At 61.4% G+C, this 17,208-nt stretch carries 10 protein-coding genes; 8 read left to right on the forward strand and 2 right to left on the reverse strand.

The genetic code is table 11. The features are described from left to right. The first annotated feature begins 2 nt into the window (after nucleotides 1–2). The 3 genes from H281_RS0116410 (at nucleotide 3) to H281_RS0116420 (ending at nucleotide 7,149) form a co-directional block, all read left to right on the forward strand. Entirely contained in the window at nucleotides 3–4,856 is a 4,854-nt protein-coding gene (locus tag H281_RS0116410; protein ID WP_020068223.1) for an NAD-glutamate dehydrogenase, read from the forward strand. 157 nt (nucleotides 4,857–5,013) lie between these two features. Next, entirely contained in the window at nucleotides 5,014–5,919 is a 906-nt protein-coding gene (locus H281_RS0116415) for a cation diffusion facilitator family transporter (protein WP_020068224.1), read from the forward strand. A 156-nt stretch (nucleotides 5,920–6,075) separates the two neighbouring features. Then, on the forward strand, nucleotides 6,076–7,149 hold the full coding sequence (locus H281_RS0116420) for a purine-nucleoside phosphorylase (protein ID WP_020068225.1): 1,074 nt from the start codon (nucleotides 6,076–6,078) through the stop codon (nucleotides 7,147–7,149). A 269-nt stretch (nucleotides 7,150–7,418) separates the two neighbouring features. On the opposite strand, the gene H281_RS0116425 is transcribed toward H281_RS0116420, so the two are convergent. Together H281_RS0116425 and H281_RS0116430 are read right to left on the reverse strand one after the other, a co-directional pair. Further along, entirely contained in the window at nucleotides 7,419–7,733 is a 315-nt protein-coding gene (locus H281_RS0116425) for a DUF4148 domain-containing protein (RefSeq protein ID WP_020068226.1), read from the reverse strand. 223 nt (nucleotides 7,734–7,956) lie between these two features. Next, nucleotides 7,957–8,961: a LysR family transcriptional regulator gene (locus H281_RS0116430; protein WP_020068227.1), complete on the reverse strand. Its 1,005-nt coding sequence runs from the start codon at nucleotides 8,959–8,961 to the stop codon at nucleotides 7,957–7,959. Nucleotides 8,962–9,133: 172 nt separating this feature from the next. On the opposite strand from H281_RS0116430, the gene H281_RS0116435 reads away from it, so the two are divergent. The 5 genes from H281_RS0116435 (at nucleotide 9,134) to H281_RS0116455 (ending at nucleotide 17,170) form a co-directional block, all read left to right on the forward strand. Continuing rightward, complete coding sequence (locus tag H281_RS0116435) at nucleotides 9,134–9,988, forward strand: alpha/beta hydrolase (RefSeq protein WP_027777587.1); 855 nt, start codon at nucleotides 9,134–9,136, stop codon at nucleotides 9,986–9,988. A gap of 45 nt (nucleotides 9,989–10,033) precedes the next feature. Then, complete coding sequence (locus H281_RS0116440) at nucleotides 10,034–11,242, forward strand: efflux RND transporter periplasmic adaptor subunit (protein ID WP_020068229.1); 1,209 nt, start codon at nucleotides 10,034–10,036, stop codon at nucleotides 11,240–11,242. Between the two features lie 70 nt (nucleotides 11,243–11,312). Beyond that, nucleotides 11,313–14,498 carry an efflux RND transporter permease subunit gene (locus tag H281_RS0116445; protein WP_020068230.1) on the forward strand — a complete coding sequence of 1,062 codons (3,186 nt, stop codon included), beginning with the start codon at nucleotides 11,313–11,315 and terminating at the stop codon, nucleotides 14,496–14,498. A gap of 13 nt (nucleotides 14,499–14,511) precedes the next feature. Continuing rightward, a complete protein-coding gene (locus H281_RS0116450; protein WP_020068231.1) occupies nucleotides 14,512–16,107 on the forward strand; it encodes an efflux transporter outer membrane subunit in 1,596 nt (531 codons plus the stop codon). A gap of 223 nt (nucleotides 16,108–16,330) precedes the next feature. Continuing rightward, nucleotides 16,331–17,170, forward strand: coding sequence for a MetQ/NlpA family ABC transporter substrate-binding protein (locus H281_RS0116455; protein ID WP_020068232.1), 840 nt, complete (start codon nucleotides 16,331–16,333; stop codon nucleotides 17,168–17,170). Nucleotides 17,171–17,208: the final 38 nt, after the last annotated feature.

A 17,208-nucleotide genomic window follows, 5' to 3' on the forward strand; every position in this document is an offset into this window, starting at 1 on the left:
TCATGCAAGCAAAGAACGAAGAAGCCGTCACGCACTTGCTGAACGATGTCGTCGAGTTTGCACGAGCGCGCTTGCCCGAGCCGACGTTTCACATCGTCGAGCCCTTTCTGCGGCACTACTACGATTTCGTCGACGTCGACGATCTGCAAAGCCGCTCCATTCCCGATCTGTACGGCGCCGCGCTTGCCCACTGGCAGACCGCGCAACGCTTTGTGCCCGGCAGGGAAAGGCTGCGCGTCTACAACCCGATTCTCGAGCAGCATGGCTGGCACTCCGATCACACGGTAATAGAAATCGTCAACGACGATATGCCGTTTCTGGTCGACTCCGTTTCGATGGCGGTCAATCGGCAAGGGCTCGCGCTGCATTCGGTCGTGCATCCGGTGTTTCGCATCTGGCGTGGACCCGACGGCGACATCGCGCGTGTGACGCAGGGCTCGGAAGAAGCTGCCGACACGCGCTCGCAATTGGCTTCGTTCATTCACTTCGAAGTCGACCGTTGCGGCGACGCGGCGAAACTGGACGCGCTGCGCGACGACATCGCGAAAGTGCTGCGCGACGTGCGCGCCGCGGTCGAAGACTGGCCGAAGATAGTGGAACTCGCACGCGTCACGATCAAGGCCATGAAAGTCGGCGAGAGCGGGCCGGATGCGATGGAAGCTCGCGCGTTTCTCGAATGGATGGTCGCCGACCATTTCACCTTTCTCGGCCACCGCGATTACGAACTCGTGCAGCAGGGCACGGGCTACGGACTGCGAGCGGTGCCCGGCTCGGGCCTCGGCATCATGCGCGATGAACTGCGTGCAACGGATGGAGCCGCAGCGTCGCCAGAGGTGACGGTCTTACCGCCGGCGGCTGCCGAAATCATTTCGAGCGCCTCGCCGATTTTCCTGACCAAGGCCAATTCGCGGGCAACCGTGCATCGGCCCGGATATCTGGATTACGTAGGCATCAAACTCGCGGGTGCTGACGGCAAGGTGGTCGGCGAGCGGCGCTTCATCGGCCTCTATACGTCGACCGCGTATTTTGTGTCGGCGGCCGAGATTCCGATCGTTCGGCGCAAGTGCGCGAACATCGTGAGGCGCGCCGGATTCTTGCCGAAAGGTCATCTGGCGAAATCGCTCGTGACGGTGCTGGAAACGTATCCGCGCGACGAACTGTTCCAGGCCGACGAGAACCAGCTCTACGATATCGCGCTCGGCGTGCTCCGTTTGCAGGAGCATCAGCGCACGCGCCTGTTTGTGCGGCGCGACCGCTTCGACCGCTTCGTGTCGTGTCTCGTGTTCGTGCCGCGTGACAAGTACAACACCGATTTGCGGCAACGTATCGCCAATCTGCTTACTGAAGCATTCAACGGAGCGAGCGTCGAGTTCACGCCGCTGCTTTCCGAATCGACGCTTGCGCGCATTCACTTCGTCGTGCACGCAAAGCCGGGCGGCATGCCCGATGTCGATACGCGCGAACTCGAAGCACGTCTCGTGCAGGTGTCGCGCCGCTGGCAGGACGATCTCGCCGATGCGCTGCTCGACGCGTTCGGTGAAGAGCAGGGCAATCGTCTGCTGCAGCACTACGCGGATTCGTTTCCGCCGGGATATCGCGACGACTACGCCGCGCGCACGGCGGTGCGCGACATCGAACTGATCGAGCGCGTGCAGGGCAGCGAGCGCCTCGCGATGAACCTGTATCGTCCAATCGAAGCCGGGCCGCGCGCATTCCGCTTCAAGGTCTATCGAGCGGGAATGCCGATCGCGTTGTCGCGCAGTTTGCCGATGCTCGAACACCTGGGCGTGCGTGTCGATGAAGAGCGGCCGTATCTGATCGAAGCGCTGGGCGCGACACCGGCGTGGATTCACGACTTCGGGCTCGAAGTGGTCGACGACGCCGAGTTCGATATCGAGCGCGTGAAAGATCTTTTCGAAGATGCGTTCGAGCAGGTGTGGACCGGCGCGATAGAAAGCGACGACTTCAACCGCCTCGTTCTACGCGCGCAATTGAGCGCGCGCGAAGTGACGATACTGCGTGCGTACGCAAAGTATCTGCGTCAGGTGGGCTCGACTTTCAGCGATGCGTATATCGAACGCGCGGTGACCGGCAATCCCGCGATTGCGCGCATGCTGGTCGAACTCTTCATCGCGCGCTTCGACCCGTCATTGGCCGGCACACGTGAGACGCGCGTGGAGAATTTGCTGAAGACGATCGACAGCGCGCTCGACCAGGTGCCCAATCTCGACGAGGATCGGATACTGCGGCAGTTTCTCGGCGTCATCAAGGCCACGCAGCGCACCAACTATTACGTCTTCGATGCTGACGGACAGCCGAAGCCGTATCTATCGTTCAAGTTCAATCCGGCGCAGGTGCCCGGCTTGCCGGAGCCCAAGCCGATGTTCGAGATATGGGTCTACTCGCCGCGCGTCGAAGGGGTGCATTTGCGCGGTGGACGTGTGGCGCGCGGCGGCTTGCGCTGGTCGGACCGTCGCGAGGATTTCCGCACTGAAGTGCTGGGTCTGATGAAGGCGCAAATGGTGAAGAACGTCGTGATCGTGCCGGTCGGCTCGAAAGGCGGCTTCGTCGTGAAGAACCCGCCGCCGCAATCGGAACGCGATGCATGGATGCGCGAAGGCATTGCGTGCTATCAAACATTCCTGCGCGGTTTGCTCGATCTGACCGACAATCTCGCGGGCACGACGGTCGTGCCGCCGCGCGACGTAGTGCGGCACGACCCCGACGATCCGTATCTGGTGGTCGCCGCGGACAAAGGCACGGCTACGTTTTCCGACTACGCGAACGCGATCTCGCAGGAATACGGTTTCTGGCTCGACGACGCGTTTGCGTCGGGCGGCTCGGTCGGCTACGACCACAAGAAAATGGCGATCACGGCGCGCGGCGCCTGGGAGTCCGTCAAGCGGCATTTCCGCGAAATGGGCGTCGATACGCAGACGATGGACTTCACGGTGGTCGGTATCGGCGATATGTCCGGCGACGTGTTCGGCAATGGCATGCTGTTGTCGCCGCATATCAGGCTCGTGGCCGCGTTCGATCATCGGCATATTTTCCTCGACCCGAATCCCGATCCGGCAGCCAGTATTGCCGAGCGCGGACGTCTCTTTCTTCTCGATCGATCGAGTTGGGCCGACTACGACCCTTCGCTGATTTCAGCGGGCGGCGGCGTGTTTCCGCGCACGGCCAAGACCATTGCCCTTTCGCCGGCCGTGCAATCGGTACTCGGCATCAGCGCAGCGGCGCTCTCGCCGGCCGAACTGATGCGCGCGATTCTGCAAGCGCCCGTCGACCTGCTCTACAACGGCGGCATAGGCACGTATGTGAAGGCCTCACGTGAAACGCACCTGCAGGTTGGCGATCGCGCGAACGATGCGATCCGGGTGAACGGCGCGGACTTGCGCTGCAAGGTCGTAGCCGAAGGCGGCAACCTGGGGCTCACGCAACTCGGCCGTATCGAGTTCGCGCAGCGCGGCGGCCGCATCAATACCGATGCAATAGACAACTCGGCAGGTGTCGACTGTTCCGACCATGAAGTCAACATCAAGATTCTGCTGGGACTCGTGGTGGCCGACGGCGAGATGACCGCCAAGCAACGCAACGCGTTGCTTGCGGAAATGACCGACGAAGTCGGCCTGCTCGTGTTGACGGACAACTACTACCAGACTCAGGCGCTTTCCATTGCAGGCCGTTATGGTGTCGAACTGCTCGACGCTGAAACGCGCCTCATGCGCTATCTGGAACGCGCCGGCCGCCTGAATCGCGCGATCGAGTTTCTGCCGAACGACGAAGAAGTGGCCGAGCGGCAGGCCGCGAAACAAGGGCTCACCACGCCGGAGCGCGCGGTGCTGCTCGCGTACAGCAAGATGTGGCTGTACGACGCGCTACTCGATTCTTCGGTGCCCGAAGACCCGCTCGTCAGCGACATGTTGATCGAATATTTTCCGAGGCCTTTGCGCCAGCGCTTCAGCGAGCCGATGCAGCGTCATCCTCTGCGCCGCGAAATCCTTGCGACTCATCTAACCAACGCGTTGGTGAACCGCGTGGGCTGCGAGTTCGTGCATCGGCTGATGGAGGAAACCGATGCGCAACCCGGCGACATCGTGCGGGCCTGCATCATGGCTCGCGATGTCTTCGATCTCGACGATGTGTGGCGCAGCATCGACGCGCTGGATAACCGCGTCGCCGACGACGTGCAGGCTCGCATGTTCGTCGAGGTCGCGCGGCTCGTCGAACGATCGGCGTTGTGGTTCCTGCGGCATCTGTCGTCGCCGGGCGTGAACAGCGACGACGTGACCGGTCTGCTCGCGCGTTGCCGCGACGCCGCGCAGCGTCTCGCGCCACAGTGGCCCGCTTTGCTGCCGGCTGCCGATCTCGAAGCGCTATCCGAACGCCAGCGTGTGCTGGTCGACGCCGGCGTTGATAGCGAACTCGCGGTGCGCATTGCGAGCGGCGAAATTTCGGCCGCGCTGCTCGACATCGCAGAAGTGGCGTCCACGTGCAAGCGCAAGCTCGAACTGGTGGCGGGTGTGTACTTCGCGCTCGGCACGCTGCTCAACTACAACTGGATCAGCGAACGCGCGGCTGCGCTGCCCGCCCAGTCGCACTGGGACATGCTGGCGCGCGCGTCCGCATTGGCCGAACTTGCGCGACTCAAACGCGCGCTCACGATGAGCGCGCTTGCCAGCGCCGACGACGCGGCCACGCCGGACGCGCTGGTTCAGGCGTGGCGCGACAAGCGCGCCACGCAACTGGAGCGTTATGCGCGCCTGCTTGCCGACCTGAGGGCCACTGGCGGAGCGAGCCTGTCGATGCTGCTGGTGATTGTTCGGGAAATGGCTGCGCTCGAGAGGGCATGAGCATTGCGTGGAGGAAGCGGTAAAGAAAGGCTGGCCAAAGGTCCACGCACGCGGTGCGCATAGCACCGCGGTTGGACGCACGCTGCCCGGCATGTCCATAATACGGATTCCCGGCAAGTGAAAGCCTTTTGAAAATCAACTAACGCCCTCCACGACGATGAAAGAAGAATCGCCGAAAGCCATTATTTATGCGCTTGCCGCCAACTTTGGCATTGCCGTCTGCAAGTTCGCCGCTGCGTCGTTCACCGGCTCCGGTTCGATGTTCGCCGAAGCTATTCACTCCACCGCCGACTGCGGTAATCAACTGCTGCTGCTTTTCGGCCTGCGCCAGGCGCGTCGGCCCGCAAGCCCTTTGCATCCGATGGGCGGCGGGCGCGAGATCAACTTTTATTCGCTGCTGGTCGCGCTGCTGCTGTTCTTTGTCGGCGGCGCATTCTCAGTGTACGAAGGCGTGCATCGCCTGGTCGCGCGCGAGCCTCTGCAGTATGCGTATGTCGCGCTCGTAGTGCTCGGCGTCTCCGTGGTGCTGGAGGCGTTCTCGCTGTGGGGCGCGATGAGGGAGATCCGCAAGGTGCACCCCGAGAAATCGCTTTGGCGTTGGTTCCGGGAAACGCGCGAGTCTGAGTTGCTGGTGGTCGCGGGCGAGGATATTGCCGCGCTGGCCGGCCTGGGAATGGCCTTCGTGGCCGTGCTGCTCACTTTGGTGACCGGCAATCCTGTCTATGACGCGTTGGGTTCCATCGCCGTTGGTTTGCTGCTGATGGTGATTGCCGGCCTCGTGGCGCGCGAGGTGAAGTCAATGATCGTCGGCGAATCGGCAAGCCCTGAAGTGCGCCGCGCAATCGAGGCGCATTTGCGCGCCCGCGGTGAGATTCGCAGCATCATCAACATGATTACCCTGCAATGGGGACGTCATGTGGTGGTCGCCGTGCAGGCTGAGATGATCGACTACGCGAGCGGCCGCGCGCTGGTCGACGCGATCAACGTGATCGAGGCAGATCTGCAAGCCGCATTTCCGCAGGTGCGCTGGGTATTTTTTGAACCAGACGTGCCGCGCGTCTAACCATCTTTTTTCCGCACACGTAACTCGCGTAGGGCTTTGCGTGAGTTACGCAATCGACACTTCATGTAGTGGAAAATAATTTCTTCGCATCTATACTTCTTTCGGCTTGAAGGCGGCACTCTCCCAAACTGCATCACAAGCAAAAGGAAGATCACGATGCTGACTCGCACGTTTAACGCTCTCTCGGTCATTGCACTCGCGGCATGCACAGCCTTTACTTCCGGGCCGGCAAGCGCGGACGATAACGACACTTTCTCGCATGACGGCGGCGGCTCGCGCGGGCGGCCAGTCAAGGTGATGATTATTTCGATGTTCGGTCCGGAGGGCCAGGTGTGGCTCGATAAGCTCGGGCCATGGCGCGATATTCCGGTAGACGGCTTGTCACCCGATTACCCGGCGGTACATTGCAACCGCCAGGACGTATGCGTAATGACGACCGGCATGGGTCACACGAACGCCGCCGCGTCGATCATGGCATTGACGTTCTCACCGCGATTCGATTTGCGGCACACGTATTTCATGGTGGCGGGTATTGCCGGCATCGATCCTCAACAGGGCACGGTCGGCTCCGCTGCGTGGGCCAAATATCTCGTCGACTTCGGCATTCAATGGGAAATCGACGGGCGCGAGATTCCGGCCGGCTGGAATACTGGCTATCTCGGCATCAACACAAAGAGCCCGTCGGAAAAGCCGCCGCTCGATTACCGGACCGAAGTGTTCCAGCTCAATACGCAACTCGCCGATACCGCATTCGCCCTGTCGCGCAATGTGGTGCTTTCGGACAACGCGCAGGCGCAGGCCGCGCGGGCGAAGTATTCATACGCGCCGGCTAATCGTCCGCCGACCGTCATTCAATGCGATACGCTCGCCGGCGATACGTGGTGGTCGGGCACGCTGCTCGGGCAACGGGCTCGCGACTGGACCAAGATCCTGACGGATCAAAAAGGCGTGTATTGCACCACGCAGCAGGAAGACAATGCCACGTACGAAGCGCTAAAACGCGCGGCTTCGGTGCACAAGGTCGATTTGAACCGCGTTGCCGTGGTGCGTGCGGGCTCTGATTTCGACCGTCCGTACGACGGACAGACCAGCGCCGACAACCTGCTGAACTACTCCGCGCAAGGCGGCTTCACGATTGCTCTCGAAAATCTGTACCGCTCGGGTAATCCGCTCGTTCAGGACATTGTCACGCACTGGAGCGAATGGCGCGAGGGCGTGCCCAAACGCTAACCAGCTAATTGTGTGCGGGCCGCTTCATGCGGCCCGCACTGCAATGGCGCGCGACAATCAATGTTGTGGTGCGCGAAACGGTGTCCAGACGGCGGCGTCCGTATCCCAATGATCGAGTTCCGAAGGTGTCATGATGTGCTCCTTTATGAAAACTGGAAAGCTAGCGTGGCGATTCGCATTTATTCCGGAAAACTAACGATTCTGGCGTTTACTTTCCTTTTTGCTCAATGCCCCGCTTGTTGCTCCGCTCGTGCTTTGCTTATTGCCCGTTACTGGCCATTCGCGACACGAGTGACGTCGCCGCTCGTGCCTTCCTGCAACGCGATGCGCGCGGCCTGCGTCTGGCCGATCAGACCTTTGTTCGGGTAGCTCGTGCGATTGAGCGCGGGCAACGAACCGTCACGATATGCGGCAACCAGCTCGGCCTGCACTTCGGCGCGCGTTTTTCCGCTCGTCGTCGAAGTCGGTTGAGTCTGGTAAGAACCGGCGTGGCCAATGCCGTTGCCGCCGCCGTTGCTTTGTGCAAATACCGGCGCGCTGGCGAGCAGCGAGAGAGCAAGACCTGCGAGAAGATTGCGTTTCATGATTCACTCCTGTCGATTCGTTTGCAGCACGAGGGGCGCTGCGACAGGGTGAAATGTAGACTTCGAGCCGGCCTCGATAAATCGCGCTTTCGCGAAATGAATTGTCGCGATTTCGGAACAATCGCGCGACGACCCCTACAAACACGGGCTCAAACAACAACCGCGGCATTAGCGCCGCGGTTGGAATTCACTGTTCCAGATTTTGTACTTCAATCTAATTGAATTACGCGACCCATTCGGAAATAATCGGCGTGTCGAGTGCCGGAGCCGATTCGCGTTCTTCCAGTGTGCGTTGCGAGCATGTTGCATCGAGCGCACCGCGGCCGCTCAGCAAGGGGCAGCGATCGAATACTTCGGCGATCCAGTCTACGAAAACACGGACTTTAGGCGACAGATGCCGACTGTGCGGATAGACTGCGGAAATCGGCATCGGCAAAGGCTTGAGTTCTGGCAGTACTTCAACCAGTTGGCCTGAACGCAGATGCGGCAGCACCATGAAACGAGCCGGCTGAATCAGGCCAAAACCTTCCAGCCCGCAGGTCACGTAGGCATCGGCGTCGTTCACCGACACAATGCCCTTCATTTTTACTTCAACCTCTTTGCCATCAACCATAAACGCCCAGTCGAGCGTGCGTCCCGTACGGCTGGAGAAATAATTGACTGCTTTGTGATTTTCCAGGTCGTCGAGCGAAGTCGGCATGCCGGCCCGTTCAATGTATTCCGGGGCCGCGCACGTCACGCCCTCGAATAGGCCAATACGCCGCGCCACGAGCGAAGAATCCTGGAGTGCGCCGACGCGCACCACGCAATCCACGCCTTCCTGCAAAAGGTCGACCTGTCTGTCCGACAAGCCGAGTTGCAGGTCGATGTCCGGGTAGCGCGTGTGGAATTCACATAGTTGAGGAATCACCAGCAAGCGGCCGATCGAGCCGGGCATGTCGATGCGCAGCTTGCCGTGCGGTTTTTTATTGCCGCTCTGAAAACTGGCCTCGGTCTCTTCGACGTCCGCGAGAATGCGCACGCAGCGCTCGTAATAAGCGGCGCCGTCCGGCGTGAGCGACAGGCGCCGCGTAGTGCGGTGCATGAGCCGTGTGCCGAGGAACGCTTCGAGGTTCTGAATGATCGTGGTAACCGATGCGCGGGGCAGGTCGAGCGTTTCCGCCGCACGGGTAAAGCTGTTGGTGTCGACAACGCGTGTGAACACTTGCATGGCCTGAAGCCGGTCCATTGCAAACCTCCAGAAGGGGCAGGCGTACTGATCAGGATTCGAATCCGCGGAGCAATCGGTTGGATTGTTCAGGGGCGCCGAATTGTGTTGCCGGATTATAGGCATTTATTTACGAGTCTGCCGAACCCACAATTCGCACCATTGAAGTTCTTTGCGCATTGCGCGGCTCGACATGCAAGCATTTAAACCGCCGTACTCCTTTGAGCCCACCGGCAGTGCACCGGTAGAGGCCGACAGCACGGCACTCGAAGTCACTGACGTGCAGATAGAAGGGCACGCTCAGGACATCACATTGCGTTTGTATCGGCAGGGAAAGAAAACCGCACTGCCAGTACTGCTTTATTTTCACGGCGGCGGCTTTACGAAGGGATCTATCGATCAAGCCGACTTTGCCTCGCGTTATTTCGCAGAACATTTACCGGCATTGGTGGTGTCGGTCGGTTATTCGCTGGCGCCGGCGTTTCCGTTCCCCGCCGCGCCTGAAGACGCGCATCGCGCGGCATTGTGGGTACAGACGCGGGCGCGCGCTTTTGGCGGCAATAGCAGAAAGGTTGGCGTAGCGGGCCATGACGCCGGCGGTCAATTGGCCAATTGCCTCGCGTTCATCGCGCGTGATCGCGGCGACGTGCAGATCGCCGCGCAGGCTTTGTTCGGGCCGATGCTGGACCCGAGTCTCACCCGCCTCGGCGACGAAAAGCGCCTCGGCTCGGACATCACGGCGAGAGAGTGCGCGGCTTGTTACCGCGCGTACTTGCCGCAAGCGTCGCAACGCATGCATCCGTATGCGGCGCCGCTCGAATCGTCGCGACTCGCGGGCCTGCCGGCCACGCTGATCGCGACGGCGCAAAACGACGTGCTGCACGTCGAGGCGGAGAAATACGCGAGCAGCCTGATCGACGCAGGTGTGCTGACCCAGGTGGTCCGCTATCCGGCCGTCTCGCATGCGGCGTTGGCCGATCATCCGCCCGCCTTGCAGGAAGCGGTGCGATTTTTTCAGTGGCGCTTCGATGCGCGCGCCCATCGATGAAACACAAATAAGCAGAACTTCAATCAACGATACCGGGAGCTTCAAATGACCATTCTTCCTCTTTCCCGTCGCCGTGTGGCGATAGCCGCGCTAGCCGTGATCGTCGTAGCCGGACTGGGCACGTTCGGCGCGATTCGTGTCGACGCCAGTTCGCCTGCCGCGCCGACCATCGTGCCGGAAGTCGATGTCGCCACTGTGGTGCAAAAGACGATTACCGACTGGCAGAGCTATTCGGGCCGCCTTGAAGCTGTCGAAAAAGTGGACGTCCGTTCACAGGTGCCTGGCACGATCGTGTCGGTCAACTTCAAGGACGGCGCGCTCGTGAAGAAAGGCGACACGCTGTTCGTGATCGACCCGCGCCCGTATGCGGCGGAAGTGGCCCGAGCGGAAGCGCAGCTCGCGGCCGCGCAGGCGCGCACCGGCTACACGCAAAGCGACTGGGAGCGCGCGCAGCGCCTGATCACCGACAACGCAATCGCGAAGCGTGACTACGACGAGAAGCAGAATGCCGCGCGCGAAGCGAGCGCGAACCTGAAGGCCGCGCAAGCCGCGCTCGAAACCGCGCGCATCAATCTCGGCTACACGAAGATTGTTGCGCCGGTTTCGGGCCGTGTGTCGCGTGCGGAAATCACGGTGGGCAACGTGGTGTCGGCGGGCGCGAGCTCGACGCCGCTCACCACGCTCGTCTCGGTTTCGCCGATCTACGCATCGTTCGACGCCGACGAACAAACGTATCTGCAATACCTGCGTCGTGCAAAAGACGGCGGCAAGGTGCCGGTCGAACTCGGTCTCGCCGACGAAAGCGGCTACTCCCGCAATGGCGTTATCGAGTCGGTGGACAACCGGCTCGATACGTCGTCGGGCACGATTCGCGTTCGCGCGCGTTTCGATAACCAGGACGGCACATTGATTCCGGGCCTCTACGCACGCGTGAAAGTGGGCGGCAGCGAGCCGCACCCCGCGCTGCTGATCGACGACGCCGCCGTGGGCACCGACCAGGACAAGAAGTTCGTGCTGGTGGTCGATCAAAACAATCACGTTGCGTACCGCGAGATTTCCGTAGGCGATATGCAGGGCAACCTGCGCGTCGTGAAGGGCGGACTGAAAGCGGGCGACCGGATCGTCGTCAACGGCATTCAGCGTGTGCGTCCGGGCGATGCAGTGCGCGCGCACATGGTGCCCATGACGACCGACCAGGACCCGAACAGCGCGCCGCTTGCACAGACGCGCGCCAAAGCGGACAAGAATTCGTGAGCGTCGCCGCCGCGGCATTGAACGCGCGGCGCCTTGCTCCAACCGCTTGCTCCAACATCAAGAGCTTCCAATGAACATATCCAAATTCTTCATCGATCGGCCGATCTTTGCGGGCGTGCTATCGGTATTGGTTCTGCTGGCGGGCGTCATTTCGCTCTTCAAGCTGCCGATCTCCGAGTACCCCGAAGTGGTCCCGCCGTCGGTCGTGGTGCACGCGCAGTATCCTGGCGCAAATCCGAAAGTGATCGCGGAAGCCGTCGCTTCGCCGCTCGAAGAGCAGATCAACGGCGTCGAGAACATGCTGTATATGCAGTCGCAAGCAAATAGCGACGGCAATCTCACGCTGACGGTCACGTTCAAGCTCGGCACGAACCCGGACCTCGCAACGCAACTGGTGCAGAACCGCGTGAACCAGGCACTGCCGCGTTTGCCGGAAGACGTCCAACGGCTCGGCGTAACGACGATCAAGAGTTCGCCCACGCTGACAATGGTGGTCCACCTGATCTCGCCGAATAACCGCTACGACATGACGTATCTGCGCAACTACGCGCTGCTGAACGTCAAGGACCGGCTCGCGCGTATTCAGGGCGTCGGCGAGGTTCAATTGTGGGGCTCGGGCGACTACGCAATGCGTGTGTGGCTCGATCCGCAGAAGGTCGCGCAACGCGGTTTGACGGCGACCGAAGTAGTCAACGCGATTCGCGAGCAGAACATTCAGGTGGCGGCCGGTGTGATCGGCGCATCGCCTTCGGTGCCCGGCACGCAATTGCAGTTGTCGGTCAATGCGCGCGGCCGTCTGAAGACCGAGGGCGAATTCGGCGACATCATCGTGAAGACCGCGCCCGATGGCGGCGTGACTTATCTGCGTGACATCGCCCGTGTCGAACTGGCCGCGTCGGAATACGGTCTGCGTTCGTTGCTCGACAACAAGCCGGCGGTTGCGCTCGCAATCAACCAGGCGCCAGGCGCGAACTCGCTCGCGATTTCCGACGAAGTTCGCTCCGCGATGAAGGACCTCGCGCAAGACATGCCCGCGGGCGTCGAATACAAGATCGTCTACGACCCGACGCAGTTCGTGCGCTCGAGTATCGAGGCGGTCGTGCATACGCTGCTCGAAGCAATCGCGCTGGTGGTGATCGTCGTGATCGTGTTCCTGCAGACGTGGCGTGCATCGATCATTCCGTTGATCGCCGTGCCGGTGTCCATTGTCGGTACGTTCTCGCTGTTGCTTGCGTTCGGTTTCTCGATCAATGCGTTGTCGTTGTTCGGCATGGTGCTCGCGATCGGGATCGTGGTGGACGATGCGATCGTGGTGGTGGAGAACGTCGAACGGAATATCGAAAGCGGTCTCAGTGCGCGCGATGCAACCTACAAGGCGATGCAGGAAGTGAGCGGGCCGATTATCGCCATCGCGCTCACGCTCGTCGCCGTGTTCGTGCCGCTCGCGTTCATGACGGGCCTCACGGGTCAGTTCTACAAGCAGTTCGCGATGACCATCGCGATCTCGACGGTGATCTCGGCGTTCAACTCGTTGACGCTGTCGCCGGCGTTGTCCGCCATGCTGCTGCGCGGTCACGGTGCGAAGGAAGACTTGCTGACGCGTGTGATGAACCGCGTGCTGGGCCGCTTCTTCAAGGGCTTCAACAAGGTGTTTCATCGCGGCTCGACGGCATACGGCCGCGGCGTGACCGGCGTGCTGCGCCGTAAGGGTGCAATGCTCGCGGTGTACGCGATTCTGCTCGGTGCAACGGTGCTGATCTCGCGTGTCGTGCCGGGCGGCTTCGTGCCCGCGCAGGACAAGGAGTACCTGATTGCGTTCGCGCAGTTGCCGAATGGCGCATCGCTGGATCGTACGGAAAAAGTGATCCGCGACATGAGCGCGATTGCGCTCAAGCAGAAGGGCGTGGAAAGCGCAGTGGCGTTCCCGGGTTTGTCGGTGAACGGCTTCACGAACAGTTCTAGCGCGGGCATTGTGTTCGTCACGCTCAAGCCGTTCAAGGAGCGCGGCGACAAGAAGCTCTCGGCGGGTGCGATTGCCGGCGCGTTGAACCAGCAATATGGCGCGATCAAGGACTCGTTCGTCGCGGTGTTTCCGCCGCCACCTGTGCTCGGTCTCGGCACGCTCGGCGGTTTCAAGATGCAACTGGAGGATCACGGTGCGCTCGGTTACGCGGAACTGAACAAGGCAGCAGAGGCATTCGTGAAGAAGGCCGCGCAAACGCCTGAACTTGGCCCGACCTTCTCCAGCTATCAGATCAACGTTCCGCAATTGAACGTGGACCTCGACCGTGTGAAGGCGAAGCAGCTCGGCGTGCCGGTTACCGACGTGTTCAACACGATGCAGATCTATCTGGGCTCGCTGTATGTGAACGACTTCAACCGTTTTGGCCGCGTGTATCAGGTGCGGGTGCAGGCAGACGCGCCGTTCCGTCAACGCGCCGACGACATCCTGCAACTGAAGACGCGCAATGCCGCGGGCGACATGGTGCCGTTGTCGTCGCTCGTGTCGGTCACGCCGACGTTCGGTCCGGAAATGGTCGTGCGTTACAACGGCTATACGGCAGCGGACATCAACGGTGGACCGGCGCCGGGATTCTCGTCCGGTCAGGCGCAAGCCGCGGCTGAGCGCGTAGCAGCCGAAGTTCTGCCGCGCGGCGTCAAGCTCGAATGGACCGACCTCACGTACCAGCAGATTCTCGCCGGTAATGCGGGCCTGTGGGTGTTCCCGATCAGCGTGTTGCTCGTGTTCCTCGTGCTTGCCGCACTGTACGAAAGCCTGACGCTGCCGCTCGCCGTGATCCTGATCGTGCCGATGAGCGTGCTGTCTGCGCTGACCGGCGTGTGGCTCACGGGCGGCGACAACAACATCTTCACGCAGATCGGCTTGATGGTGCTGGTGGGCTTGTCGGCGAAGAACGCGATTCTGATCGTGGAGTTCGCCCGAGAACTCGAACACGATGGACATACGCCATTGTCGGCGGCGATTGAGGCGAGCCGGCTGCGTCTGCGACCGATTCTGATGACGTCGATCGCGTTCATCATGGGTGTGGTGCCGCTCGTGTTGTCGACCGGAGCTGGTTCGGAAATGCGTCACGCAATGGGTGTCGCGGTGTTCTTCGGCATGCTCGGTGTCACGCTGTTCGGGCTGATGCTCACGCCGGTGTTCTATGTGGTGCTGCGTACGTTGGCCGGCGGGACGATTCATGTCGCGCAGAAGGATTCGCCGCGCATTGGCGCACCGGTCACGGACGCCTGAGGAGAAAACAACAATGAAACGCTTTGAAAGTTTGAGTGGATGGGGCCGGGCAGCAGCCAGCGGTTTGCTGCTTGCACTGCTCGCCGCCTGCTCGGTGGAGCCCACCTATAAGCGGCCGGAAGTGGATACGCCCACCGCGTTCAAGGAAGCGCCGGTAGCGGCTTCGGGGGCCACGGAAGCTTCGGCGCCCTCCGCTGCATCGGCACCGGACGCCGGCACGTGGAAGACGGCGCAACCTGCCGACGACGCGCATCGCGGCGAATGGTGGAAGATTTTCGGCGACGCGCAACTCGACGCGCTCGAAGAGCAGGCAGCCGCCGCGAATCAGGACCTGAAGGCGGCAGCAGCGCGCGTGCAACAGGCCCGTGCGGTGACGCGTGCAGCCAAATCGGACTGGTTCCCGAAGTTCGATGCGGGCTTCGGCCCGACTCGCGAACGTGCGTCCGCAGCGTCGCAATTCCAGCCGGATAGCGCGGGCGGCACGACCGGCACCATCTGGCGTGCGCAGGTCGGCGCGTCGTATGAAGCGGATCTGTTCGGGCGTGTCGGCTCTAACGTCAATGCGTCGCGTGCGGACGAGCAGCAAAGCGAAGCGCTGTTCCGTTCGGTGCAGTTGTCGTTGCAGGCCGACGTCGCGCAAAACTATTTCCAGTTGCGCGAACTCGATACCGATCAGGACTTGTACCGCCGCACAGTGGCATTGCGTGAAGATACGTTGAAGCTCGTCGAGCGTCGTTTCAAGGAAGGCGACATCAGCGAGCTCGATGTTTCTCGCGCCCGCAACGAACTTGCGAGTGCGCGTGCGGATGCCGTGGGCGTCGCACGTCAGCGCGCGGCGTCAGAGCATAGTCTCGCGATTCTGCTCGGCAAGCCGCCGGCAGACTTCTCGTTCGCAGAAGCGCCGCTCGTGCCGGTAGCGGCGCGCGTGCCGCCGGGCTTGCCTTCGGCGCTGCTCGAACGGCGGCCGGACGTGTCGGCAGCCGAACGCGCGATGGCGGCGGCAAACGCGCGTGTCGGTCTCGCGAAGTCGGCGTTTTTCCCGAAGCTCGATATCACTGGCGCATTTGGCTATGAGTCGGCAACCTTGGGCAATCTGTTCATGTGGTCGAGCCGCGCGTTCATTCTCGGACCGTTTGCCGGCACTGCATTGACGTTGCCTCTGTTCGACGGCGGCCGGCGTAAGGCGAATCTCGCGCAGGCTCGTGCGAAATACGACGAGGACGTCGCGCAGTATCGTCAGCAGGTTCTGGTCGCGTTCCGCGAAGTCGAGGACAACCTGGCCGACCTGCGCCTGCTCGACGACCAGATGCGCGAGCAGAACAATGCCGTGCAGGCTTCGCAGCGCGCGGCGCGTCTGTCGCGCACGCAGTACACCGAAGGCGCGGTCAGCTATCTGGACGTGATCGACGGCGAGCGGCAGGTGTTGAGTACGCAACTGCAGGCGAGCCACTTGCAGGGCACGCAGGCTGTCGCGACGGTCAACCTGATTCGCGCCCTCGGCGGCGGCTGGGGCGATGTGGCTGCGTCCGACACCGCAGTCGGCTCCGCTGCACCGGCTGCAACGCCGGCTTCGTCAGCGGCGCCTGCCGAGCAGGTGGCCAGGCGCTAGACGTTTTACTGCTGAGGCTGGACTCGAGTGCTGCAAACAGGCCGGATCGCGCGATGAGCGCGGTCCGGCTTTTTTCTGCGCAAATCTTTTTTAGCACTTTCCATTCGAAAATCCGTTCGTAGACCCGTAGGTATCGTGGACTCTATGATGATTCGCACCATGACGCGGGCTGTCGAACAGGCTCGCCGCGAACCACATCACGTATCGACTACTAGAGTCCACCATGCGCAATTTCGCTTCAAACATGCGGCGTTTTTTTCACGCGCCGGCGCTCGCGCTTGTCAGCGCCTTCGGCTTCACACTGGCTGTGCCCGCAATGCACGCATACGCAGCGGACGCGCCGACACTGAAAATCGGCACGGCAACGAGTCCGCAAATCGAGGCACTCAAAGTAGCCGTGCGCGAGGCGAAAGAGCAGGGGCTCGACGTGAAGGTGATCGAATTCACAGACTGGAACACGCCGAACGCCGCACTCGCGAATAAGGATATCGACGTTAATTACTTCCAGCACATTCCGTTTCTTGAGAACGCGAAGAAGCAGGGCGGCTATAACTTTGTCGCAATTGCCCCTGGCACGATCATGAAGATCGGTCTGTACTCGAAGAAGATCAAACGCTTCGACGAGTTGAAGGACGGCGCGACCGTGGCGATTGCCAATGATCCCGTCAATGGCGGGCGCGGCTTGTTGCTGCTGCAACGCGCGGGGCTCATCAAGCTGACGCCCGGAATCGACTATCGCGCAACCACGCTCGACATTATCGACAACCCCCGGCATCTGAAGATCGTTCAACTGGAAGCATCGCAACTGGCGCGTTCGCTCGACGATGTCGATCTTGCACAAGGCTATCCGAGCTTCATCAAGCTTGCGGGTACGACGGACCCGAATAGCGCGCTGCTGTTCGACGGTCTGGAGAACAAGAACTACGCAATTCAGTGGGTCGTGCGTCCGGAGAGCGTGAACGATCCGCGCATTCGCAAGTTCATTTCGATCTATCAGCATTCGCCGGCTGTGCGCGCCGCGCTCGACAAAGCATTCGGCACTCTGTACGCGGTCGCCTGGTAAGCGGTGCATTCCGCGCTGATCAGAAACAACGGGAGTGA

This window comes from Paraburkholderia caledonica (assembly GCF_000383275.1).
Classification (GTDB): domain Bacteria; phylum Pseudomonadota; class Gammaproteobacteria; order Burkholderiales; family Burkholderiaceae; genus Paraburkholderia; species Paraburkholderia caledonica.

Excerpts from the sequence above, each read along its gene's own strand:
- H281_RS0116410 (WP_020068223.1), top strand. The coding sequence starts at position 3 with ATGCAAGCAAAGAACGAAGAAGCCGTCACGCACTTGCTGAACGATGTC.
- H281_RS0116415 (WP_020068224.1), top strand. The coding sequence starts at position 5,014 with ATGAAAGAAGAATCGCCGAAAGCCATTATTTATGCGCTTGCCGCCAAC.
- H281_RS0116420 (WP_020068225.1), top strand. The coding sequence starts at position 6,076 with ATGCTGACTCGCACGTTTAACGCTCTCTCGGTCATTGCACTCGCGGCA.
- H281_RS0116425 (WP_020068226.1), bottom strand. The coding sequence starts at position 7,733 with ATGAAACGCAATCTTCTCGCAGGTCTTGCTCTCTCGCTGCTCGCCAGC.
- H281_RS0116430 (WP_020068227.1), bottom strand. The coding sequence starts at position 8,961 with ATGGACCGGCTTCAGGCCATGCAAGTGTTCACACGCGTTGTCGACACC.
- H281_RS0116435 (WP_027777587.1), top strand. The coding sequence starts at position 9,134 with ATGCAAGCATTTAAACCGCCGTACTCCTTTGAGCCCACCGGCAGTGCA.
- H281_RS0116440 (WP_020068229.1), top strand. The coding sequence starts at position 10,034 with ATGACCATTCTTCCTCTTTCCCGTCGCCGTGTGGCGATAGCCGCGCTA.
- H281_RS0116445 (WP_020068230.1), top strand. The coding sequence starts at position 11,313 with ATGAACATATCCAAATTCTTCATCGATCGGCCGATCTTTGCGGGCGTG.
- H281_RS0116450 (WP_020068231.1), top strand. The coding sequence starts at position 14,512 with ATGAAACGCTTTGAAAGTTTGAGTGGATGGGGCCGGGCAGCAGCCAGC.
- H281_RS0116455 (WP_020068232.1), top strand. The coding sequence starts at position 16,331 with ATGCGCAATTTCGCTTCAAACATGCGGCGTTTTTTTCACGCGCCGGCG.